Annotated in this window: 28 protein-coding genes; all 28 read left to right on the top strand. The window is 29.4% G+C overall.

Features of this window, described 5'->3' with window-relative positions:
* Positions 1-30 precede the first annotated feature (30 nt).
* Positions 31-1,695, top strand: coding sequence for a ribonuclease J (locus FDN13_RS02870; protein ID WP_243120254.1), 1,665 nt, complete (start codon positions 31-33; stop codon positions 1,693-1,695).
* A 102-nt stretch (positions 1,696-1,797) separates the two neighbouring features.
* Complete coding sequence (locus FDN13_RS02865; RefSeq protein WP_138978811.1) at positions 1,798-2,151, top strand: YlbF family regulator; 354 nt, start codon at positions 1,798-1,800, stop codon at positions 2,149-2,151.
* 14 nt (positions 2,152-2,165) lie between these two features.
* Positions 2,166-2,636 (top strand): QueT transporter family protein, encoded by a 471-nt coding sequence (locus tag FDN13_RS02860; RefSeq protein WP_138978810.1) that lies wholly within the window; start codon positions 2,166-2,168, stop codon positions 2,634-2,636.
* 84 nt (positions 2,637-2,720) lie between these two features.
* A complete protein-coding gene (gene typA / locus FDN13_RS02855; protein WP_138978809.1) occupies positions 2,721-4,553 on the top strand; it encodes a translational GTPase TypA in 1,833 nt (610 codons plus the stop codon).
* A gap of 32 nt (positions 4,554-4,585) precedes the next feature.
* Positions 4,586-5,659 (top strand): endolytic transglycosylase MltG, encoded by a 1,074-nt coding sequence (gene mltG, locus FDN13_RS02850; protein WP_138978808.1) that lies wholly within the window; start codon positions 4,586-4,588, stop codon positions 5,657-5,659.
* Between the two features lie 101 nt (positions 5,660-5,760).
* On the top strand, positions 5,761-6,417 hold the full coding sequence (locus tag FDN13_RS02845) for an O-methyltransferase (protein ID WP_138978807.1): 657 nt from the start codon (positions 5,761-5,763) through the stop codon (positions 6,415-6,417).
* Positions 6,417-7,649: a peptidase U32 family protein gene (locus tag FDN13_RS02840; RefSeq protein WP_138978806.1), complete on the top strand. Its 1,233-nt coding sequence runs from the start codon at positions 6,417-6,419 to the stop codon at positions 7,647-7,649. Before FDN13_RS02845 ends, FDN13_RS02840 begins: the two co-directional genes overlap by 1 nt.
* Positions 7,642-8,277 carry a uridine kinase gene (gene udk / locus FDN13_RS02835; RefSeq protein WP_138978805.1) on the top strand — a complete coding sequence of 212 codons (636 nt, stop codon included), beginning with the start codon at positions 7,642-7,644 and terminating at the stop codon, positions 8,275-8,277. Before FDN13_RS02840 ends, udk begins: the two co-directional genes overlap by 8 nt.
* Positions 8,278-8,436: 159 nt before the next feature.
* Positions 8,437-9,111: an RNA polymerase sporulation sigma factor SigK gene (gene sigK, locus FDN13_RS02830; RefSeq protein WP_138981005.1), complete on the top strand. Its 675-nt coding sequence runs from the start codon at positions 8,437-8,439 to the stop codon at positions 9,109-9,111.
* Between the two features lie 148 nt (positions 9,112-9,259).
* Positions 9,260-9,781 carry a YqeG family HAD IIIA-type phosphatase gene (locus tag FDN13_RS02825; RefSeq protein ID WP_138978804.1) on the top strand — a complete coding sequence of 174 codons (522 nt, stop codon included), beginning with the start codon at positions 9,260-9,262 and terminating at the stop codon, positions 9,779-9,781.
* Positions 9,768-10,598, top strand: a complete 831-nt coding sequence (gene aroE / locus FDN13_RS02820) for a shikimate dehydrogenase (protein WP_138978803.1) — start codon at positions 9,768-9,770, stop codon at positions 10,596-10,598. The genes FDN13_RS02825 and aroE overlap by 14 nt, the downstream gene beginning before the upstream one ends.
* Before the next feature lie 31 nt (positions 10,599-10,629).
* On the top strand, positions 10,630-11,859 hold the full coding sequence (locus FDN13_RS02815) for a GspE/PulE family protein (RefSeq protein WP_138978802.1): 1,230 nt from the start codon (positions 10,630-10,632) through the stop codon (positions 11,857-11,859).
* A complete protein-coding gene (locus FDN13_RS02810) occupies positions 11,822-12,880 on the top strand; it encodes a type IV pilus twitching motility protein PilT (RefSeq protein ID WP_138978801.1) in 1,059 nt (352 codons plus the stop codon). Before FDN13_RS02815 ends, FDN13_RS02810 begins: the two co-directional genes overlap by 38 nt.
* 13 nt (positions 12,881-12,893) lie before the next feature.
* Positions 12,894-14,090, top strand: coding sequence for a type II secretion system F family protein (locus tag FDN13_RS02805; protein ID WP_138978800.1), 1,197 nt, complete (start codon positions 12,894-12,896; stop codon positions 14,088-14,090).
* A 54-nt stretch (positions 14,091-14,144) separates the two neighbouring features.
* Positions 14,145-14,513: a type II secretion system protein gene (locus FDN13_RS02800; protein WP_168190049.1), complete on the top strand. Its 369-nt coding sequence runs from the start codon at positions 14,145-14,147 to the stop codon at positions 14,511-14,513.
* A gap of 26 nt (positions 14,514-14,539) precedes the next feature.
* Positions 14,540-15,286: a prepilin peptidase gene (locus tag FDN13_RS02795; protein ID WP_138981004.1), complete on the top strand. Its 747-nt coding sequence runs from the start codon at positions 14,540-14,542 to the stop codon at positions 15,284-15,286.
* A gap of 229 nt (positions 15,287-15,515) precedes the next feature.
* Positions 15,516-16,010, top strand: a complete 495-nt coding sequence (locus FDN13_RS02790; RefSeq protein WP_168190048.1) for a GspH/FimT family pseudopilin — start codon at positions 15,516-15,518, stop codon at positions 16,008-16,010.
* Positions 16,007-16,408 (top strand): type II secretion system protein, encoded by a 402-nt coding sequence (locus tag FDN13_RS02785; protein WP_138978797.1) that lies wholly within the window; start codon positions 16,007-16,009, stop codon positions 16,406-16,408. The genes FDN13_RS02790 and FDN13_RS02785 overlap by 4 nt, the downstream gene beginning before the upstream one ends.
* A gap of 10 nt (positions 16,409-16,418) precedes the next feature.
* Complete coding sequence (locus FDN13_RS02780; protein WP_138978796.1) at positions 16,419-16,829, top strand: hypothetical protein; 411 nt, start codon at positions 16,419-16,421, stop codon at positions 16,827-16,829.
* The gene (locus FDN13_RS02775; protein ID WP_138978795.1) at positions 16,822-17,229 is read left to right on the top strand and encodes a hypothetical protein; all 408 of its coding nucleotides are present in this window, start codon (positions 16,822-16,824) and stop codon (positions 17,227-17,229) included. The genes FDN13_RS02780 and FDN13_RS02775 overlap by 8 nt, the downstream gene beginning before the upstream one ends.
* 11 nt (positions 17,230-17,240) lie before the next feature.
* A complete protein-coding gene (locus FDN13_RS02770; RefSeq protein WP_138978794.1) occupies positions 17,241-17,849 on the top strand; it encodes a hypothetical protein in 609 nt (202 codons plus the stop codon).
* 4 nt (positions 17,850-17,853) lie between these two features.
* Positions 17,854-18,354 (top strand): hypothetical protein, encoded by a 501-nt coding sequence (locus FDN13_RS02765; protein WP_138978793.1) that lies wholly within the window; start codon positions 17,854-17,856, stop codon positions 18,352-18,354.
* 100 nt (positions 18,355-18,454) lie between these two features.
* Complete coding sequence (gene pilO / locus FDN13_RS02760) at positions 18,455-18,931, top strand: type 4a pilus biogenesis protein PilO (RefSeq protein ID WP_168190047.1); 477 nt, start codon at positions 18,455-18,457, stop codon at positions 18,929-18,931.
* A 208-nt stretch (positions 18,932-19,139) separates the two neighbouring features.
* Positions 19,140-20,213: a M24 family metallopeptidase gene (locus FDN13_RS02755; protein ID WP_138978791.1), complete on the top strand. Its 1,074-nt coding sequence runs from the start codon at positions 19,140-19,142 to the stop codon at positions 20,211-20,213.
* A gap of 86 nt (positions 20,214-20,299) precedes the next feature.
* Positions 20,300-20,857, top strand: coding sequence for an elongation factor P (efp, locus tag FDN13_RS02750; RefSeq protein ID WP_138978790.1), 558 nt, complete (start codon positions 20,300-20,302; stop codon positions 20,855-20,857).
* An 86-nt stretch (positions 20,858-20,943) separates the two neighbouring features.
* A complete protein-coding gene (locus FDN13_RS02745) occupies positions 20,944-21,363 on the top strand; it encodes a CD1247 N-terminal domain-containing protein (RefSeq protein ID WP_138978789.1) in 420 nt (139 codons plus the stop codon).
* 112 nt (positions 21,364-21,475) lie between these two features.
* The gene (gene spoIIIAA / locus FDN13_RS02740; protein ID WP_207670903.1) at positions 21,476-22,435 is read left to right on the top strand and encodes a stage III sporulation protein AA; all 960 of its coding nucleotides are present in this window, start codon (positions 21,476-21,478) and stop codon (positions 22,433-22,435) included.
* Between the two features lie 25 nt (positions 22,436-22,460).
* The gene (gene spoIIIAB, locus FDN13_RS02735) at positions 22,461-22,979 is read left to right on the top strand and encodes a stage III sporulation protein SpoIIIAB (RefSeq protein WP_138978788.1); all 519 of its coding nucleotides are present in this window, start codon (positions 22,461-22,463) and stop codon (positions 22,977-22,979) included.
* Position 22,980: the final 1 nt, after the last annotated feature.

Here is a 22,980-nt window from a genome sequence, read left to right as displayed (position 1 = left end):
ATATGGGACAACGAAGGAGGGAAAATGTGTTTGGCAAAAAAAGATAAAGTAAAAGTTATTCCACTTGGAGGAGTTAATGAGATTGGAAAGAATATGACTGTTATTGAATATAAAAATGATATAATAGTCATAGATTGCGGGCTTATGTTTCCAGAGGAAGAGATGTTTGGAGTAGATATTGTTATACCAGATATTAACTACCTCTTGAAACAAAAAGAAAAAGTTAAGGCCATTATTTTAACCCATGGACATGAAGATCACATAGGGGCATTGCCTTATATATTAAAGCAGCTAAATGTACCGGTTTACGGAACTAAGCTTACCCTTGGTATAGTAGAAACTAAATTAAAAGAGCATGGCATTTTTAGGGATTGTACTTTAAAGGTTGTTAAACCTAAAGACGTTATTACTTTTGGAGAAATCAAAGTTGAGTTTATAAAAAATAATCATAGCATTGCTGATTCCTGTTCTCTTGCAATACATACACCAGTAGGTATAATAGTTCATACTGGAGATTTTAAAATCGACTATACTCCTATAGATGGAGAGATTATGGATTTTGCAAGGCTTGCTGAACTTGGGAAACAAGGTGTTATGCTTCTTATGGCAGATAGCACAAATATAGAAAGACCAGGGTACACTATGTCTGAAAGGACTGTGGGGGAAACCTTTGATAAGATTTTCAGTGAAACAAAATCAAGAATAATTGTAGCTACTTTTGCATCTAATATTCATAGGATTCAGCAAATAATGGATTCAGCATATAAGTATGGTAGAAAGGTTGCAATATCAGGAAGGAGTATAGAAAACATTGTTGAGGTTGCAAATGAGCTTGGGTATTTAAGATATCCAGAAGGCCTTTTTATAGACATTGATGATATTGAAAAATACAAACCCAGCGAAATTGTGATTATAACAACTGGTAGCCAAGGAGAGCCTATGTCAGCTCTTGCAAGGATGTCTACCTCAGAACATAGAAAAGTTGAAATAATGAAAGATGATCTTGTGATAGTATCAGCAACTCCTATTCCAGGAAATGAAAAGCTTATTTCAAGGGTTATAAATCAGCTTTTTAAAAGGGGAGCTAACGTTATATATGAGTCCCTTGCAGATGTTCATGTTTCTGGTCATGCATGTCAAGAAGAACTTAAGCTTATACATACCCTTGTTAAACCTAAGTATTTTATGCCTGTTCATGGAGAGTATAGGCATTTAAAACAGCATTCAATACTTGCACAAAAACTTGGAATGGATGAAAATAATATATTTATATCTGACATTGGCCAAGTTTTAGAAGTAAACGAAAATAGTGCAAGGATTAGCGGATATGTACCAGCAGGTCAGGTTCTTGTTGACGGCCTTGGAGTAGGAGATGTTGGAAACATAGTGCTAAGGGATAGAAAGCATTTATCACAAGACGGTATATTAACAGTTGTTGTAACAATTGAGAGAGAAACAGGAAAGGTTATTGCTGGACCAGATATTATATCAAGGGGTTTTGTTTATGTAAGAGAGTCTGAAGACCTTATGGAAGAAGCAAAAAACATTGTTAAAGTTTCTTTAGAAAAGTGCCTAAAAAATCAAATTACAGAATGGGCAGCTTTAAAATCAAGCATTAAAGATGATTTAAGAGAATATTTATATGAAAAGACAAAACGTAAACCCATGATATTACCAATAATAATGGAAATCTAATCAAAGCCCAGTGCATTTTGTACTGGGCTTCAAAAAATTTTAAATATATTGAAAAAAGTTATTATTTGTGGTAATAATTAATTTATGTAGGAGGTTGGTAACATGAACGTATATGATAAAGCCCATGAGCTTGCAAGAGCTTTAAAATTAGCACCTGAAGTAATAGAGTATAAATCAGCTATGGAAAAAATAAATTCAAATCCAAACCATAAAAGAATGGTAGAGGATTTTAGAAAGAAGCAATTAGAACTATATTCACAGCAGCTTAAAGGTGTTGAACCTTCAAAGGAACAAATTGATTCTCTTAATAATCTTTTAAATATAATTAGCCTTAATCCTGAAATAAGAAATTATCTTGAAGCTGAAATGAGATTTTCAAGGCTTTGGGAGGATATCATGAAAATATTGGGAGATGCTATGGATATAGATTTTACAGAAGAACTTATTAAAAAATAGTGGGGGAATAATTTATGAGAGGAAACAAAAATGGATATATAATACAAGCAGGTGTAATTGCAGCGATATATTATGTACTGACAGTTGTATTAAAACCGATATCTTATGGTGCAGTTCAGTTTAGATTATCTGAAGCAATGACAATACTGCCTTTTTATATGCCAGAGGCAATACCAGGGCTTTTTTTAGGTTGCATGTTGGCAAATATATTTGGCGGATTAGGACTTATTGATATAGTATTTGGGAGTTTAACTACACTTGCTGCTGCTTATCTTACTTCAAAGATGCCTAATAAATACTTAGCTGTAATTCCTCCAATACTACTTAATGCATTTATAGTATCGATATGGGTAAGCAAAATAACAAACATGCCATACGTTGTTACTGTTGGTACAATTGGCTTTGGAGAGTTTGTATCGGCTGGAATTGCAGGAATAATCTTATCAACAGTAATTGAGCGAGTAACAAATTTATACAAGCATTGACATTCATATTTATATTGCTTACAATAAAATATTGTTAACAATAGGATACTAAATAGTATCCTATTATTTTTGGAGGTTGCTAAAATGGAGAAAGTTATAAGAGATGATATTAGAAACGTTGCAATAATTGCCCATGTTGACCATGGAAAAACTACCCTTGTAGATGGAATGTTAAAACAAAGTGGTATATTCAGGAATAATGAAAAAGTTGAAGAGAGGGTTATGGATTCTAATGATCTTGAAAGAGAAAGAGGAATCACAATACTTTCAAAAAATACAGCCGTTGTTTATAACGGAATAAAAATAAATATTGTTGATACACCAGGACATGCTGACTTTGGTGGAGAAGTTGAAAGAGTACTTAAAATGGTTGATGGCGTTGTTCTTTTAGTAGATGCCTTTGAAGGACCTATGCCACAAACAAGGTTTGTTTTAAGAAAGGCCCTTGAGTTAAAATTAAAGCCTATTGTTGTTATTAATAAAATTGACAGGACAGATGCAAGACCAGAGGAAGTTATAGACATGGTTTTAGAGTTATTTATTGAGCTTGGAGCCGATGACGATCAGATTGAGTTCCCTGTAGTTTATTGTTCTGCAAAGGAAGGATTTGCAAAACTTAGCCTTTCTGATAGTTCAGATAACCTAAAGCCGTTATTTGAAACCATAATAAACAATATACCTGCACCAGCAGGATATTTAGATGAGCCTCTACAGATGCTTGTTACAACTATAGACTCAAATGATTATGTTGGAAGAATTGCAATAGGTAAGATAGAAAGAGGAAAAATAAGAAAAAATCAGCAGGTAGCAGTTTGTGGAACTGATGGAACTATAAGAAATGGAAAGATTGTAACTTTGTATTCTTTTAGTGGTCTTAAAAAGGAGGAAGTTGAAGAAGCTTCTCTTGGTGATATTGTAGCTGTAGCAGGTATATCTAATATAAGTATAGGTGAAACTATTGCAGATATACAAAATCCAGAGGCTTTGCCCTTTGTAAAGATTGATGAGCCAACTATATCAATGACTTTTAGTGTTAATGATAGTCCTTTTGCTGGAAGAGAAGGCGATTATGTGACTTCAAGACATCTTAGAGATAGGCTTTTCAAAGAACTTGAAACAAATGTAAGCCTTAGAGTAAAGGAAACTGATTCAACTGATGCTTTTGAGGTATCGGGAAGGGGAGAGCTTCATCTATCTATACTTATAGAAACTATGAGAAGAGAAGGATATGAATTCCAGGTTTCAAAACCAAAGGTAATATTAAAGGAAATAGAAAATAACATATATGAACCTATTGAATATCTTACAATTGATGTTCCTGAGGATTACATGGGCGTTGTAATGGAAAAGCTGGGAATAAGAAGGGCTGAGATGGTAAATATGACATCAGCTATAAATGGTTATGTAAGGCTTGAGTTTAAGATACCTGCAAGAGGACTAATTGGATATAGGAATGAATTTATGACGGATACTAAAGGAAATGGAATTATGAATCATGTTTTTTATGGATATGAGCCTTATAAAGGCGATGTACCAGAAAGAAGCAGAGGAGCACTTGTGGCTTTTGAAACTGGTGAAGCTGTAACTTATGGGCTCTACAATGCTCAGGAGAGGGGAACTCTATTTATAGCTCCTGGAACCCCAGTTTATCAAGGGATGATTGTTGGTGTTTGTTCAAGAGCAGAAGATATAGATGTAAACGTATGCAAAAAGAAACATGTATCAAATATGAGAGCAGCTGGTTCAGATGAAGCACTAAGGCTTACCCCACCTATTGAAATGTCCTTAGAGCAATGTCTTGAATTTATAACAAGTGATGAACTTGTAGAAGTTACACCTAAAAGTATTAGAATGAGAAAGAGGATCCTTGATACAAATCTTAGAAAGAAAGAAGTTTCAAGAAGTAAAAGTATTTAAGCCTTGTTAAATAAAAGTTTAAATAATATAATATGAATATAAATAGAAAAAGTGGTGGGGTTATGGATTTTATTTATAAAAAATTTTTCAAAAGCTTACTAATAATGTTTTTTATACTCATATTTTTTACTTTGTTTTTATATATGGATTATAAAAAATACATTAACTCACCAATTTCCAAAAGTAAGAAACAAGAGATATTTAGAGTGGAAAAAGGTGAAAATAGAAATGAAGTAATTGATAAATTGTATAAAAGCAAGATTGTCAAAAATAAATTATTTGCTCAATTTTATGTAAGAAGTAAGAATCTTGGAAAGAATTTAAAGCAAGGTGTGTATATTTTAAACACTTCCATGACTCCTTTGGAGGTTTTTGAAAAGATTTTTAATGGTAAAATAGATAAAGATCCTGATGTTATTTTTGTGACTATACCTGAGGGATATACAATAAAAGAAATAGCAGAGAAATTAAATAAAGAAGGTCTTGTTAATGATATAAATTCTTTTATTAAAGAATGCCAAACTGGCAAATTTGATTATGATTTTTTAAAATCCATACCCCAGAGTAGACAATCAAGGCTTGAAGGGTATTTGTTTCCTGATACTTATCAATTTAAAAAGGGAACAAGTAATCATGAAATAATAGATAAGATGCTTTCAAGATTTAATGAAATTTATAAATCTGCAGTTTTTCTAGAAATGAAAAATACTAATTATTCTCTTGATGAAATAATTACAATATCCTCAATAGTTGAGGAAGAGGCAAAACTCGATATTGAAAGACCTATAATTGCTAAAGTCTTTTACAACAGGCTTCAAAAAAATATGAAACTTGAATCCTGTGCAACGGTTCAGTATGCATTGGGTACTCATAAGAGCGTTTTATATTATAAAGACCTTGAAGTTGATTCTCCTTATAATACCTATAAATATATTGGACTTCCACAAGGACCTATTTGTAATCCAGGAAAAAATTCAATTATGGCAGCTTTAAATCCTGCTGATGTTAATTATATATATTTTGTGTCAAAGGGTGATGGAAGCCATTATTTCACAAATAGTTATGATGAATTCCTTAAATATAAGAAGATGTTAAAGACTAACTAGAATTAAAATAAAAATTTTTGTAAAAGATATTTAATACATGGAAGAAAAAGATTAAAATCTTCCATGTATTAATTTTATGTTTGTTATGTTTGGAGGTTAAAATGAGCAATATTGCGCATGATTATATAGAAGAATACATAAGAAGTCTTATTCCTGAAAGTATAGGATATATAAAAACCTTAGAAGAATATGCCAAGGAAAATAACGTTCCTATAATTCATCCTGAGGTAGCACAGTTTTTAAGAGTTTTAATAAAATCACATAATGTAAAAAGGATACTTGAAGTTGGTACTGCAATTGGTTATTCTGCTCTTGTTATGGCATTGGCTGCTGGAGATGGTTGTGAGGTTGTTTCTATTGAAAAGAATGATTCTATGTATGAACTGGCAACTAAAAATATAAAAATAATGAATATGGAAAAAAATATTAAAATATTAAAAGGAGATGCTCTTGAGGTTTTAAAAGATATTGAAGGAGAATATGATTTGGTATTTTTAGATGCTGCAAAGGGTCACTATGAAAAGTTTCTTCCCTATTGCCTAAAACATCTTAAAATTAATGGTCTTTTAATATGTGATAATGTGCTTTTTAGAGGAATGATTGCAACAAATAAGTTGCTCATAAGAAGAAAAATTACTATAGTAAAAAGGATGAGAAAATATTTAAGCAATATATCAAATATGCCAGAGCTTGAAACGGTGGTACTTCCAATTGGTGATGGTATTGCTTTAAGCTGTAAGGTTAAGGAGGTGCTTTGATGAAAAAAATTGAACTTTTAGCTCCAGCAGGAAATCTTGAAAAATTGAAGACAGCTATTATATATGGTGCTGATGCAGTATATATAGGAGGAGAGGCATATAGCCTTAGGGCAATGGCTGACAACTTTGATAGAGAAACTATGAAAAAGGCAGTTGAATTTGCCCATGAAAAAGGTGCCAAAGTTTATGTGACTATAAACATATTTCCACACAATGATGACATTAAAGGTATGCCTGAATATATTAAGTTTCTAAGTGATATAGGAGTTGATGCTGTAATAATTTCTGATTTAGGTGTTTTCTCTATTGTTAAAGAAACTGCTCCTGAGCTTGAAATACACATCAGTACCCAGGCCAATAATGTAAACTATAAGTCGGCAGAATTTTGGTATAAACTTGGAGCAAAGAGGGTTGTTCTTGCAAGGGAGATGTCACTAAAAGAGATAAAAGAGCTTAGAGAAAAAGTACCAGATGATTTAGAAATTGAAGCCTTTGTTCATGGAGCAATGTGTATATCCTATTCAGGGAGATGCCTTCTTTCGAATTATATGACAGGAAGGGATGCAAATAGGGGATTATGTGCTCATCCCTGTAGATATAAATATTATCTTATGGAAGAAAAACGTCCTGGAGAGTATTTTCCAGTATTTGAAGATGAAAGAGGAACATATATAATGAATTCTCAGGATCTTTGCATGATAGAGTATATACCAGAGCTTGTGGAAAGCGGGGTTTACAGTTTTAAAATAGAAGGAAGAATGAAGAGTTCATATTATGTTGCAACAGTTACAAAAGCCTATAGGCAGGCGATTGATAGTTATCTTAAAGATAGTAAAAATTATGTGTTTAATCCTAAATGGCTTGAAGAAGTTTCAAAGGCAAGCCATAGAGAATTTTCTACAGGCTTTTATTTTGGAAAACCTAAAAAGCAGATATATAGCACGTCATCATATATAAGAACTCATGATATTGTTGGAATAGTTGTTGATTATGATTTTGAAACAAATATAGCAACTATTGAACAAAGGAATAGGATATTTAAAGGAGATGAAATTGAAATACTAACTCCTAAGGATGATAACTTTTCTATAAAACTTGATGAAATTTGGGATGATGCAGGAAATGAAATTGATTCAACTCCACATCCACAGATGATTTATAAGATAAAATCAATAAAGCCACTAAAGTCTTTTGATATGCTTGTAAAAGAAAAGGGGGATAATAATGAGTAAACCAATACTTATTGGAATTACAGGGGGAACGGGTTCTGGCAAGAGTACAGTAGCTCAGGAAATATACAAGAGTCTTAATGAAGAACAAATATGTATTATAGAGCAGGACTCATATTATAAGGATCAGAGCCATTTATCCTTTGAAGAAAGGATTAAAACTAACTATGATCACCCAGATGCCTTTGATACAGAGCTTTTATTAAAACATTTAAAGATGCTCTGTGAAGGTAAGGCAATAGACAAGCCCATTTATGACTTTGGAATTCACAATAGATCTAAAGAAACTATTAGAGTTGAACCTAAGGATATTATAATTCTGGAAGGAATTTTAATACTTACTGAACCTGAAATTAGGAATATGCTTGATATTAAAATATTTGTAGACACTGATGCAGACGTTAGAATAGTAAGAAGGATACAAAGAGATATAAAAGAAAGGAAAAGAACATTAGAATCGGTAATAAACCAATATATTAATGTGGTAAGACCTATGCATCTCCAATTTGTGGAACCTACTAAAAGATATGCAGATATAATCATTCCAGAAGGTGGATACAACAAAGTTGCAATTGATATAATGATTGCAAAGGTAAAAGAGATAGCTGCTTCAAAACAAAAAAATAGTTAAAATGTTTTAATTGATATTCCAAATTGTACCAAACTATGGTAAAATAATATTACAACTCAAATTTATATGTATTAATATATAGTAAAACATATCCAAAGTCCCGGTAGTTACTGGTATGTACATAATACTTCTACCGGGGGTGAAAGTTTGTTGTTGGATATGTTTTTTAGTCTATTTAACAATTCTGTTCCTTTCATAGGATATGTTGCAAATAGTAGTTCATTTCCTTACCCATTAACTGAAGAAGAAGAAAAAAATCTTTTTTCCTTATATAAATCAGGAGATGAAAATGCCAAAAATGAGCTTATTACCAGGAATTTAAGGTTAGTTGCCCATATTATAAAAAAATTTAGCCCACAGGGTAAAGATGCAGATGATCTTATTTCTATAGGAACTATAGGGCTTATTAAAGCTATTGAAAGCTTTGATTATAATAAGGGCAACAGGCTTGCAACCTATGCTGCAAAGTGCATTGAGAATGAAATATTGATGTATGTAAGAGCAAACAAAAAATCAAAATCTGAAGTTTACCTTCAAGATCCAATCGGAATAGATAAGGAAGGCAATGAAATATGCCTCATAGACGTGCTTGGAACTGATAGTGATGCAGTTCTTGATGAAGTTGAAAATAAGGTAGCTATAAAAAAACTGTATAATCTAATCGAAAAAATACTTGAAGGTAAAGAAAAACTTATAATACAGTTAAGATATGGCTTGAAAGGAGAACCCCAGACACAAAGAGAGATAGCGGCTTTACTTGGAATATCGCGATCTTATGTATCAAGAATAGAGAAAAAGGCTCTAAAAAAGCTTGCAAAGGAAATGAAGGTTTAGAAGCAGTATTATGCTGCTTCTTTTTTTGTATCCAAAATAAAAAGTATTTATATTAGAATAAAAAGTCAAACTTATGTCTATATTGGAAATAATGTTTAATTTATGTATAATATAAGGAGATATTAAAGAAAAGTCAGTTGAGGTAATTATGAAAAAATTTTTGATGCCAGATTTTTATTATAAAAACATTTACAAAATAAACTTTTATAAGTTGAAAGAATTAGGAATAGAAAATCTTATAATTGACATAGATAATACTCTTATGCCTTGGGGTAGTAAAATTGCTGATGAATCTGTTAAAGAACTAATAAATAATCTTATAAGACAAGGTTTTAAGATATGCCTGCTGTCAAATAGTTCCGGTCGAAGAGTTAAACTATTCAGAGGGGATTTAGATATTGATTATTTTTCTGTTGTAGGAATTAAGCCTATGAAGATAATGTTTAAAGGTGCAATGAAAAAGCTTAATGCAGCCCCTTTTAATACATGTGTTATTGGAGATCAAATATTTACTGATATATTAGGAGGAAACAGGTGTAAAACATATACAATTCTTGTTGATCCAATTTCAAGTAAAGAATTTATAACAACAAAAATTATAAGAAAGATTGAAGGTTTAATTAAGAAAAATCTAATATATGAAAAGGAGTTTTCAGATGGTGAAGGATAATTTATATGGGCTTATTGGACAAAAACTAAGTCATAGTATTTCTCCAATTGTACATAAAGAAATATTAAAAAGAATGAATATCAATGGCAAATATGAACTTTATGAGATTGAACCATGTAATCTTAAGGATTTTATCGAAGAGTGTAAAATTTCAGGTATTAAAGGTTTAAATGTTACTATTCCCTATAAGATATCATCAATTGATTATATAGATGAACTAAGTGAAGAGGCCAAAAGGATAGGCTCTATTAATACGATTTTGTTTGATGGGGAAAAAGCAATAGGCTATAACACAGATTATCAGGGTTTTTCATTGATGCTTGATAAGTATAATTTAAAAGTAGAGGGAAAAAATGCATTGATATTAGGAACGGGTGGAGTAGTAAGAGCGGTATTATGTTCTTTAATAGATAAAGGCATAAAAAATATATATGTTGCAAGTAGAGATGTTAAAGTTGGATTATCACAGAAATGGCCAGATTGTGTAGAAATTATATCTTATGATTTATTACCTAATATAAAAGATGTTGAATATATTATAAACTGTACTCCATGTGGTATGGCTCCAAATATAGAAGCTTGTCCTGTTAATAAAGATTTAATTAAAAATTTTTCTGTTGCTATTGATTTAATTTATAATCCTTCAAAAACTTTATTTTTAAGTTATGCAGAGCAATATGGATTAAAAATCTATAATGGGCTTTATATGCTTATTGCTCAAGGGGTAATTTCTCAAGAAATATGGAATGGCATATCAGTTGACAAAAAACAAATTGATATTATATTTGAAATAGTAAAGAATAATTTATCTCTATAGTAAATTATTACAAATAACGAGGGATAATAGGATGAACTCTGTTGAAATAAAAAATATTTCAATAGTTAAAATGCTTGATGACATCATAAAAGATGCTATTAAATCAAATGCAAGTGACATACATATAGAGCCTTTTGAGACATATTTAAAAGTTAGGTTTAGGATAGATGGGCACCTTTGTGAATATCAAAGATTTTCAAAGGAAATATTTGATGCTTTGATATTAAGATTAAAGGTTCTTGCAAGTATGGATATTGCAGAGAAGAGACTTCCTAAGGATGGAAGGATAGTAGAAAAAATAGATAATGCTATATATGATTTAAGGGTTTCAACTTTGCCAGGTATTTATGGGGAAAAAGCTGTAATAAGGATTTTAAATAGAGAAAATATATTTTTAGGCATAAAGGAGCTTGGATTTTGCGACAGAGATATAAAAATTATTAATAAAATTTTAAATAACAGTAAGGGAATTTTATTTGTAACAGGTCCTACAGGAAGTGGAAAAACAACAACACTTTATACCCTAATTAAAGAATTCAATATAGACGATAAAAATATTGTTACTATTGAGGATCCTGTTGAATATATGATAGAAGGAATAAACCAGGTTAACGTCAATACAAAGGCAGGACTTACATTTACTACTGGTTTAAGAGCAATATTAAGACAGGATCCAGATGTTATAATGGTTGGTGAAATAAGGGACTATGAAACTGCAGAAATAGCAATTAGAGCTGCTACAACAGGTCACCTTGTTTTAAGCACACTTCATACTTATGATTGTGTATCGTCTATTATAAGGCTTATAGACATGGGGATAGAGCCTTATCTAATTGCCGCATCAATATCTGGAATTATCTCTCAAAGGCTTGTAAGAAAGATTTGCCCTAATTGTAAAGAGGAATATGTAGCAAATGAATATGAAAAATATATTATTGGATTTAATAATAATGAAAAAGTGAAATTATATAAAGGAAAAGGATGTAAAAAATGTAATAATACCGGATATAAAGACAGGACAGGAGTTTTTGAAGTTTTAGACATAACAAATGAAATACGAGAAAAGATAATCACCTGTAGAAACATAAACACATTAAGATCCTTATGCATTAAAAAAGGAATGATTACCCTTGAAAGCTCATGTAAAGCGATGGTTTTACAAGGCATTACAACTTTTGATGAATATCTTAAAATAATAAAAATGGAAGAATGGGAGGTACAAAATGATACCATTTCAAGAATTATTAGCAAAAACAGTTGAACTTAATGCTTCAGATTTACACATTACTGTTGGTATACCACCAACTATGAGAATAAATGGAAATCTGATGCCTTATGGAAATGAAAGGTTAACACCAAAGGAAGTTGAAGAATATACAAAATATGTTCTTACTGAGGAGCAGTATCAAAAATATATTTCTATCGGAGAAATAGATCTTTCATATTCTGTTCAGGGCATTGGTAGGTTTAGGGTAAATATTTTTAGACAGAGAGGTAGTGATGCTATGGCACTTAGAACCGTAGCACTGCAAATGCCTACCTTAGAAAAACTTAATATGCCCCCTGTTATTAAAAACCTTTGTAAAAAAACAAGAGGTTTAATACTTGTTACTGGTCCTACAGGAAGTGGAAAATCAACTACACTTGCAGCTATGATAAACGAAATTAACAATACAAGAAGCGGACATATAATTACGCTTGAAGACCCTATTGAATATCTGCATAAACATAAAAAAAGTATAGTTAATCAAAGAGAAATTGGATATGATACAAAGTCATATTCTGCAGCTTTAAGATCAGCTTTAAGAGAAGATCCTGATGTTATTCTTGTAGGAGAGATGAGAGATCTTGAAACTATTTCTATTGCAATAACTGCAGCTGAAACAGGACATCTTGTAATGTCAACGCTTCATACTATAGGGGCTTCGAAGACTATTGATAGGATAGTTGATGTTTTTCCTCCTCATCAGCAGCAACAGATAAAGGTACAGCTTTCAGCAGTTATTGAAGGAATAATATCTCAACAACTCATTACAAGAGCAGACGGAGAAGGAAGAGTTTGTGCTCTTGAAATAATGGTTGCAACACCTGCAATTAGAAATCTTATTAGGGAAGGTAAAACACATCAGATAGATTCAGCAGTTCAAACAGGAGGGAAATATGGAATGAAAACTATGGATATGTCTCTTGTTGAACTTTATAAAAAAGGTATTATAACTTATGATGATGCAATGACCTATTGTGTTGATAAGGATATAATGGAGAGGCTTATCAACTTTTAAAGAGGTGTAGCTAATGCCTGTATATCAATATAAAGCAAAAAACTTAAATGGTATTACAATAGAAGGAAAGCTAAAGGCTGAAGATGAAAAAAATGCAATGAAAATAATAAGAAATATAGGATATTATCCTTTTTATATTAAAAAAGGTAAAAGAAGAAGTATATTAATGTTTCTAAAGTCTAATAAGATGACAAATAAAGAATTAGCTTTGTTTTGCAGGCAATTAGCTTTATTTAATGGTGCTGGCATTAACATAATACAAGCCTTTGAAATAATTAAGTATAATATAAGCTTTGTTTATAAAGATTATTTTGAAGAAGTAGTTGAAAATATAAAAAAAGGAATGAATTTATCAAGTGCTCTTTGTATAGATAATGTAATACCAGAGATATTAATTAAAATGATAAGTGTTGGGGAAAGCAGTGGAAAGCTTGATGAAACATTGCAGTCAATGGCAGAGTATTTTGAATGGAAGCAAAGGTTTGAGAAAAAAATTAAGCAAGTATTAATCTATCCGTCCTTTGTGGCAATTACTGCTTTTATTGTAATAAATGTATTAATATTTAAGGTTGTACCTTCTTTTATTAAATTGTTTAGCCAGTTTAATATAATGGAATTACCTTTTTCAACAAGGTTACTTTTTAGTATCAGTAATTTTGTAAGATATAATAGCTTAGTTATAGTAATTCCTTTGCTGATTTTTTTGGTTGCTATCAAATATATATTTGATAATGAAACAATGGCTATAATTTTAAATTCAATAAAATTAAGAATTCCTATATATAGAAATGTTGAATGGCTTAATTTTATCAGAGCTTTTTCAATGCTTATTTCAAGTGGCATACCTATAGTAGAAAGTATTGATATATGTATAGAAACAATAGAAAATATATTATTAAAAAAATCTCTTAAAAATGTGCTAAATAAGATAAAAGAAGGAAGCAACATGGCTGATGCCTTTGCTGTAGAAAAAATTGTACCCTCAACAATAATAAATATTATAAAAACTGGTGAAGAATCAGGTAATCTTGATATAATGCTTAAGAAATGTTTTGATATATATGAAGTTGAGGTTGAAAATAGTTCTATGAGAATGGTTTCAATTATTGAACCAATAATAATAATTTTTTTATCTTGGGTTGTTGGATTTATTGTCTTATCAGTAGTAATGCCTATCTTTCAAATGTATGAATTTATAGGTCAATGGTAAATATGAATAAAATTAACATACATGGCAATAATAGGGGTAGGAGGCGATTGGTTTATGATTTATAAACATAAAGGCTTCTCCCTTATTGAATTGCTATCAGTTATTGCAATTCTTGGCATTATTTTATCTGCTATTGTGCCAAGAATAGGTAATTACTCAAAAAGTGCAAAGAAAGCAATGTTTTTATCTGATGCTAAAACTATTATAAGCGCTGTTGAGCTTTACAACGTTGAAAATGATGAAGATAATGCTATTAGTGATGCAGATACCCTTGAAAATGTAAAAGGAAAGCTTATGCCGGATGATCAGAGCAAAAAATATTTAACCAATTGGCCACAACAGTTTCCTTTTAAAGTAAGCACAATAAAAGATTTAAAGGATTTTATAGAAAATCCAAATGATGAGAAATACTATAAAAAATGATGGCAAATAGGGGAGTAGATTTTATAATGGGCATAATAATTTTTATATATGGACTCGTTATAGGAAGTTTTTTAAACTTATGTATTTATAGAATACCAAATAATGAGTCCATTTCTTATCCACCATCTCATTGTACAAGCTGTGGTAATAAAATAAAATGGTATGACTTAATTCCTGTGATAAGTTACATAATTTTAAAAGGTAGATGTAGGTTTTGTAATGAAAAAATTTCTGTTATGTATCCTTTAATAGAAGCATTTACAGGAATACTTTTTGTTAGTCTTTATTATAAATATGGATTATCTTTTTATTTTTTTAAATATGCAGTTTTTGTTTCTACTTTAATTGTAATTGGAATGATAGATTTAAAAACTACAGATGTTTACTTTAATACAATTGTATTTGGCATCATAACAGGAATTGCTTTTACTTTACTTAAGTTTCACAATAATATAATTTTAAGCAATATTTTAGGTGCAGCATTTTCTGCAGGAATAATAGCTTTAATAGTAATTTTAACAAAAGGTATGGGATGGGGTGATGTTGAAATTTGTTTTGTATCTGGTCTTTACCTTGGATTTAAATTATCTATAATAATGCTTTTTTTATCATTTGTTTTAGGAGCAATAGTAGGTATTGTTTTAATAGTTTTAAAAATAAAATCAAGAAAGGATTTTATTCCTTTTGGACCTTTTATATCTATAGCCTCTATATTTACTGTTTTCTGGGGTGAAAAGATGATTAATTTATATATAAATAAGCTAATGCTTTGATCAGATTACATCATTTAAAAAGCTTAAAAAATTAATAACCCCCATAAATCTGATAATGTAAGATAGGCTCTATTAAAAAAGCCATGTAAAATTGGTTATGCAGATTTATGGGGTTATATTAAATTTTAGGACATATTTATGTAACTATTTAATTGTTTTTTATTTTTATTTAAGTATAAAACATTAATTAGATGGATATTATTTTAAAAGATAAATGGAGGTCATTTTAATGAACAGTAAGAGAGGATTTACTTTAATAGAAATTCTATTTACTGTTTTTTTAATTATTATGATGCTTTCTCTATGTTATCCTAAGGTCAAACCGTATATTTTAAAAGATAGGCTTAGCCTATCCTGTGAAGAGCTTATAGGGGATTTAAGATATGCTAAAATGCAAGCGATATGTAAAAACTCAACTTCTGTTAGAGTGATATTTTTAAATGATAATGGTAAGGGAGAATATAATGAATATTTGATATATGCTATTGGTACAAATATATCTTCATCAATGGTACTAAAACATGTAAAGCTTCCCAAAAATGTTTTTATAAGCAGGAACAAAAGTACGTTTAGTATTCTAAATAGTGAAAATAAGCTAACTTTTTATCCTAAAGGTAATGTTAATCCGCCGTGTACAATAACTTTAGTTGATAAAGAAACAGGAAGAGAAGAGGCAATAACCTTGACAATTGGCTATACAAGGATAATGAAGGTGAACAGATGAAAATATATAAAGGGTTTACTCTTATAGAAATAGTTTTACTATGTTTTATAATCTCTTTTATATTAATTAATATCTTTAATATTCAAAACAGAGCAATAGAAATAAATAAAATTGTTAAAGAAAAGGAAGAAGCTTTTTACATAGCAAGGTCAATATGTGAGATGTTTAAAAGTAGTAATTTAAAAATTCCAATTGAAAATATGTCTTTTTGTGGTGATGATGTTAATGAAATTAGCAATAAATTTATAAATCTTATTGAAGATGAACATATTGTTGATAACAGAAAAAAGTATAGAGTTACTATAAAAAATATAAATTGTAATTATATGGATGGCATTGATGTAAGTGTTTTCTCTATAAAAAAAGAATTTTTAATTAGGCTTTTGGTATTAAAATAGGGAGAAAATAATGAAGAGGAAAGGATATTCATTAATAGAAACCTTAATAGCTGCTATGATATGTTCTTTTATTACAATTTACATGTTGGATTTTATATCTTATAATAATATATTTTTATATAAAATTGAAGATATAACAAATATACAGGAAAATATGAATATTGCTGCTGATTTCCTTTATGAAAATATTATTAAATCTAATGATATTAGAATAGAAGATAATAATTTTTTTATTGATGGTAAAAGAGTATATATAAAAAATAACATATTAAGGTTTGATACTGATTCACAGCAGATAGCTTCAGGAATTACTAAAATACAAATAAAAAAGATGAAAGATAGATTATATACTTTAACTCTTTATTTTGGGAGTTATTCTAATACCTTTTATGTATTGAGCAGAGGTGATTTTTATGACTAAAAAAGCCTCTGCAGTAATATATGTAATTATATTATTATTACCTATAATGACTTTTTTACTTAAAATAATAGATTTAACCATAATAAATTATAAAATTAATTCAAATATAATTTTTAAACAGCAGTCTTTATATAATGCTGAAGCAGGAATTGAGTTTGGAATAAAAAAAGTAAAAGAGTTTAACCCTGCAAATCCTGTAAATGTTACATACTATATGATAGTAAAGGATAATAATGTTGAATTTACTGATAAAAAACAAGATTGTGAATGTACATGTATTATTAAGATTACATCTACAATAAAAGGGAATTATGTTGAGTATATAATAGATTCATTGGGAAGACACAAGAGCACTGAATACGAAATTAAAAAGGTTATAACTGAACCTGTTACAAAATAATAGGAGGGTTTATGTTTTGTAAAGGAATTATATCAGTTTATTTGGGTGATAATTTTATAAATATAGTTTATGCAGAAAAAAACCTTTTTAAACTAAGTATAAAATACGGATATTGTATTAATTTATTAGACCAATATAATGAGGAAGAAATTGTAAATGCAATTAAAAATATCATAAATGAAAAAAGATTAAAACCAAAAATTGTTAGATATGTCATAGATAATAGAAACTTAATAACAAAACTTATCATTTTACCAACTATGAATAAAAAATATATAATAAAAAACGTTCTTTTTGAAATGGAAGAATATATAGGTCCCACTATTAATGATTACAATATCTATTTAAAAGATTATAAAAATCATTATAAAAAAAATTTAGAAGTACAGACTTTTGCTGTATCAAAAACAATGATTGATCTATGCTTTAGAATATCCCAAAAATTAAGCTTAAAAATGGATATTATTGAAGGTTCAAATGAAAGCAAAGAAAGAGCTATTATGTATTTAAATAATACCTGTCTTTATTTAAGATTTTTCAGGTTTAAGTTAATTGAAATATGTAATGAAATAGAAAGTGGTAAATATTTAAGTAATATAGGGATACTTTTAAGAAGGTGAAACTATGTATGATGTAAATTTCGCAGAGGATATTATAATTGAAAACAGATATTTGATTAAAAATAAAAAGAGAGTAGTCATTTATATTCTTGCTTTTGGAATTATTTTATTTTTTATGATGTATGTTCCATATTATAGGTTTAAAATAACAAAACATGAGGCAGATAAATTGGAAAAAACGTACAAATACGAAGAGAGTAATGAGAATACTTATAAATTTTATAAAGATTTATATATGAGCTTAAAAGATAATAAAATGAACTTGGCTTCTTTAATTACAAAAATACATGAGTGTAAACCAAATAACATAAATATTAATTCTATTTATTATATAAATAAAAAAATAACTTTAGAAGGAGAAGTTTTAGATTACAATTTAATAAGTAACTACATAAATAACCTTGAAAATGTTTATAAAGGTGAAATAATAAGGCCAGAGAATATAAGATACGAAATAGCAAAAAACAAATATAAATTCTTTATAAATATTTTTTTAAAAAGGTGAAAATATGAATGGTTTGACTAAAAGAGAGAGAATTTTATTTTCAACAACCATAATTTTATCAATATTATACATATATTATATTTACTATTTTTCACCTATTATGAATAAAATAAAAGACTTAAATTTTAAAATTAAAATATTAGAAGAAAAAAAGAATTCAAATATATATGAAAATTATTCTGATGAGTTAATAAAATTAAGTTTATATATTCCAAAGTCCGAAGATAACTCTAAAATAATAAACAGATTAAAATCTTTTTGTGAAACTTTAAGCTTAACTTTATATAGTGTTGATTTTAGTTCACCTTATGAAATAAAAAATTACAGTAAATCAGATAATATAAATGTTATGAATCTTTATGCTATCCCCGTTGATGTAGAGATAAAAGGTAGTTACGAAAACCTATGTAATTTTATTAAATGCTGTGAGGAAGATGAAAGGATTTGTCAAATAAAAAGCTTAGATATTAAAAGAAATGAACAATCTTATATTGCCCATCTACAGATACTCTATTATTATTTAAAATCTGTGGAAGTAGAAGAGGATTTTGGAAGTGATAATTTAGTTAATAATTAATACAAAAGTTCTTAACTGTATTAAGGAAACATAATTAAAAAATAGCAAAAAAGTTATTAAAGAGGAAAAAAGTTGAAATTTTAAGGTAAATCAATTATAGTTTGCATTATATCTACAAATTTGCTAAAATACTATTGTTATGATTAGGATAAACATGAAACAGCTTTGAAGTTTTATTTTTGAAATTTAACAGCATGGGGGTGAAAGTTTGGTAGAGAAGAGGATAGCTAAATTTAGAAATGAATTTGAAAGGTTAGGAATTGATGCAGCACTAATAATTAGTGATGCAAATAGGAATTATCTTACTGGATTTACTGGTGATGAGAGCTTTGCAGTTATAACAAAGGATAAATCTTTTTTTATAACTGATTCAAGGTATACAGAGCAGGCAAAAAATCAGGTGAAAAATTTTGAAATAGTTGAATACAAACCTCCAACAGTACATGAATACATTAGAAAAATAGCTGTAGATAATGAAATAAAAAGCATAGGAATAGAAGAAGACAGGATAAGTTTTTCAGAATATATAAAATTAAAGGAAGTATTAGGTGAAATAAGGCTAATCAATTTAGAAGGTACGCTAGAAAAGCTTAGAATGATAAAAGATGAAGATGAAATTCAACTTATAAGTAAAGCTGCAAAGATTGCAGATGATGCTTTTTTACATATACTAAATTTTATAAAGCCAGGTATAAGAGAAAAAGATGTTGCAGTTGAGCTTGAGTTTTTTATGAAAAAGCATGGTGCATCTAAGCTCTCATTTGATTCAATAATAGCCTCTGGTGTAAGATCCTCTCTTCCCCATGGTGTTGCTACAGAAAAGATAATTGAGAAAGGCGATTTTTTAACCCTTGACTTTGGCTGTGTATATGAAGGATACTGTTCAGATATGACAAGAACTATAGTAGTTGGTAAAGCAGATGAGAAACAAAAAGAGATATATAATATAGTTCTTGAAGCAAATAAAGCTGCTCTTGAAGCGATAAGTCCTAATAAGCCTTGCTCTGAAATAGATAAAGTTGCAAGGGATATAATAAGTATTAAAGGTTATGGAGATAAGTTTGGTCATGGATTAGGACATGGAGTTGGCAGAGAAATTCATGAACAGCCAAGGCTTAGTGCATTTAGTAAAAGCATTTTACAGGCTGGAATGGTTGTTACTGATGAACCTGGAATATATATTCCAGGATATGGAGGAGTAAGGATAGAAGACTTAGTTCTTGTAACAGAGGATGGATATAAAGTACTTTCTAATTCCATAAAAGAGCTTATAGAATTATAGAATCAATATAAAAATTTAATAATTTATAATAATTAAGTTTAAAATAATTTATATAGTAAATAATATCTAATGGAGGGATAATATTAATGATTTCAGCTGGAGATTTTAGAAAAGGTGTAACTTTTGAATTGGATGGACAAGTTTACACAATAGTTGATTTTATGCATGTAAAACCTGGAAAAGGAGCTGCTTTTGTAAGAACTAAACTTAAAAATGTTGTTACAGGTGCAGTTGTAGAAAAGACTTTCAGCCCTACAGAAAAATTCCCAGAAGCAATAATTGAAAGAAAGGAAATGCAGTATCTTTATAATGATGGAACTCTTTACTATTTCATGGATATGGATACTTATGACCAGGTTCCATTAAACTATGAAAAAGTTGAAGAAGCAATTAAATATCTTAAGGAAAATATGTTTGCAATTATTAAGTTCTACAAAGGAGAGGCATTCTCAGTAGAACCACCAAACTTTGTTGAACTTACAGTTACAGAGACAGAGCCAGGATTTAAAGGTGATACTGCAACAAACGCTATGAAGCCAGCAACAGTTGAAACAGGAGCTACATTCATGGTGCCTTTATTTGTAAATACTGGTGATGTTATCAGGATAGACACAAGAACAGGAGAATATATGTCCCGTGTATAATGCATACTAATATTGATTAGTAGTAGCTTTTTGTATAAATTAGCTATTATTAATCAATATTATTTTATTCATAAGGAGGAAATACAATGGAAAGTGTTAAAGAAAAAGTAGCATATTTAAAAGGCCTAATGGAAGGTCTAGATCTTGATTGCAGTAGTAAGGAAGGTAAGCTATTTAAGGCTATAATAGAAACAATGGATGAGATGGCAGAAGCTATAGAAATACTTGAAGAAAATCAAAATGAACTTGATGAATATATTGATACAATGGATCAAGATCTTGCAAGGCTTGAGGATGACGTATATGAAGAGGATGATGACTACGATTTTGAAGATGAAGATGAGGGCTATGTAGAAGTTGAATGTCCTAATTGTCATGAAACAGTTTATCTTGATGAAGAAATGTTTAATGACGATGAAGAAGAAATTATATGCCCAAACTGTGATAAGCCAATTTATTTTGGATGCAATTGTGATGATGATAACTGCAAGTGCAAAGATAAATAAAAATTTTGACTTCCCGCTTTATCGGGAAGTTTTTTTATTTTTTAATATAATATTTTGTTATAAATTTTTAGGGATGATAATAAACATTATATTAAGAAAGGGGGACATGTCCATGAATGAAACGGATGATAAGTCTATTTCAGAGATACTTCAAAGAGAAGTATTACCGCTTCTTCCACAAAAAATAGTAAGAGAATTAGGTAAGCTTAATTTTAATGAAATATGTGGAATTGAAGAAATAAGGATGAGGGTACAGAAGCCACTTATGGTATTTAAAAATGGAACAGATTATTTTATTTGTGAAAATGGATTAAATAAGAATTATTCAAAGGCTTATATTGTTGAAAAGGATGATATAGATAGAACGCTTCAACTTATGAGCGATTTTTCCATATATGCTGTTGAGGAAGAAATAAAACAAGGATTTTTAACCTTAAAAGGAGGACATAGAGTTGGAATTGTTGGCAGAACAATACTTGAAGAAAATAGAATAAAAACGGTAAGGAATGTTTCAAGTTTAAATATAAGGATTGCAAGAGAAGTCAAAGGTTGCGGAATGAGTTTAGTTAAAAAAATATATTCAGATGGTATAAAGCATACCTTGATTGCTTCTCCTCCAGGATGTGGGAAAACTACTCTTTTAAGAGATGTAATAAGGATTTTAAGTTATGGATGTGAAAATATAGATTTAAGAGGATATAAAGTAGGAGTTGTTGATGAAAGATCTGAAATAGCAGCATGTTATCTTGGAATACCTCAGAAGGATGTCGGAATTAGAACAGATGTAATAGATGCGTGCCCAAAGGTGCAAGGAATGATTATGTTGCTAAGATCTATGTCTCCAGAGATAATAGCAGTTGATGAGATAGGGAGTTTAAAGGATGCTGAAGCTATTGAAGAAGCAATAAATTCAGGAGTAAAAGTAATAGCAACAGTACATGGAAAGGACATTGATGAAGTTTTAAATAAGCCTGGTATTAAAAGGCTTATGGAAAATAGAGCATTTGAAAGGATTGTAATACTTAGCAGAAAAAATGGACCAGGAACTATTGAAAACATTTTGAGTTTTTAATAGCTAAAGAAAAAGGAGGGGTTCTATGTTAAAAGTTTTGGGAAGCATAATTATAATTGCATCAACATCTACTATTGGCTTTTTATATTCAATGGTATTTTCTGAAAGGATAAGCCAGATTAGAGACATACAGTATATACTAAATATGCTCGAATCTGAAGTTGTATTTAAATCAACACCTGTAACTGAAGCATTCTATAATGTTTCCTTAGGCTGTAGTGAGGCTGTTAAGAAGTTGCTTATTACTATTAGTAATCTTTTGAAAGAAAAACAAGTTGAAGGTATTATACAAGCCTTTGATAAATCTTTAGAATTAGTAAAGTCAGAGCTTTATTTAGAAGATGAAGAGATTGAGGTAATTAGAACTTTTATGCAAACTCTTGGAATTGGAGATTTGGAAGCTCAAAAAAAGAATTTTAATATAACCCTTGAGAAACTTAAAACCTTTGAAAAAAATGCTGAAGAAGCTAAAAAGAAAAAAGAAAGGCTTTATCAATATCTTGGAGTTTCCTTTGGTATATTAATAGTCATAATTTTAATTTAAA

It is taken from the genome of Caloramator sp. E03 (assembly GCF_006016075.1).
In the GTDB taxonomy this organism is placed as follows: Bacteria; Bacillota; Clostridia; order Clostridiales; family Caloramatoraceae; genus Caloramator_B.
This window is presented reverse-complemented; position numbering and strand designations above follow the sequence as displayed.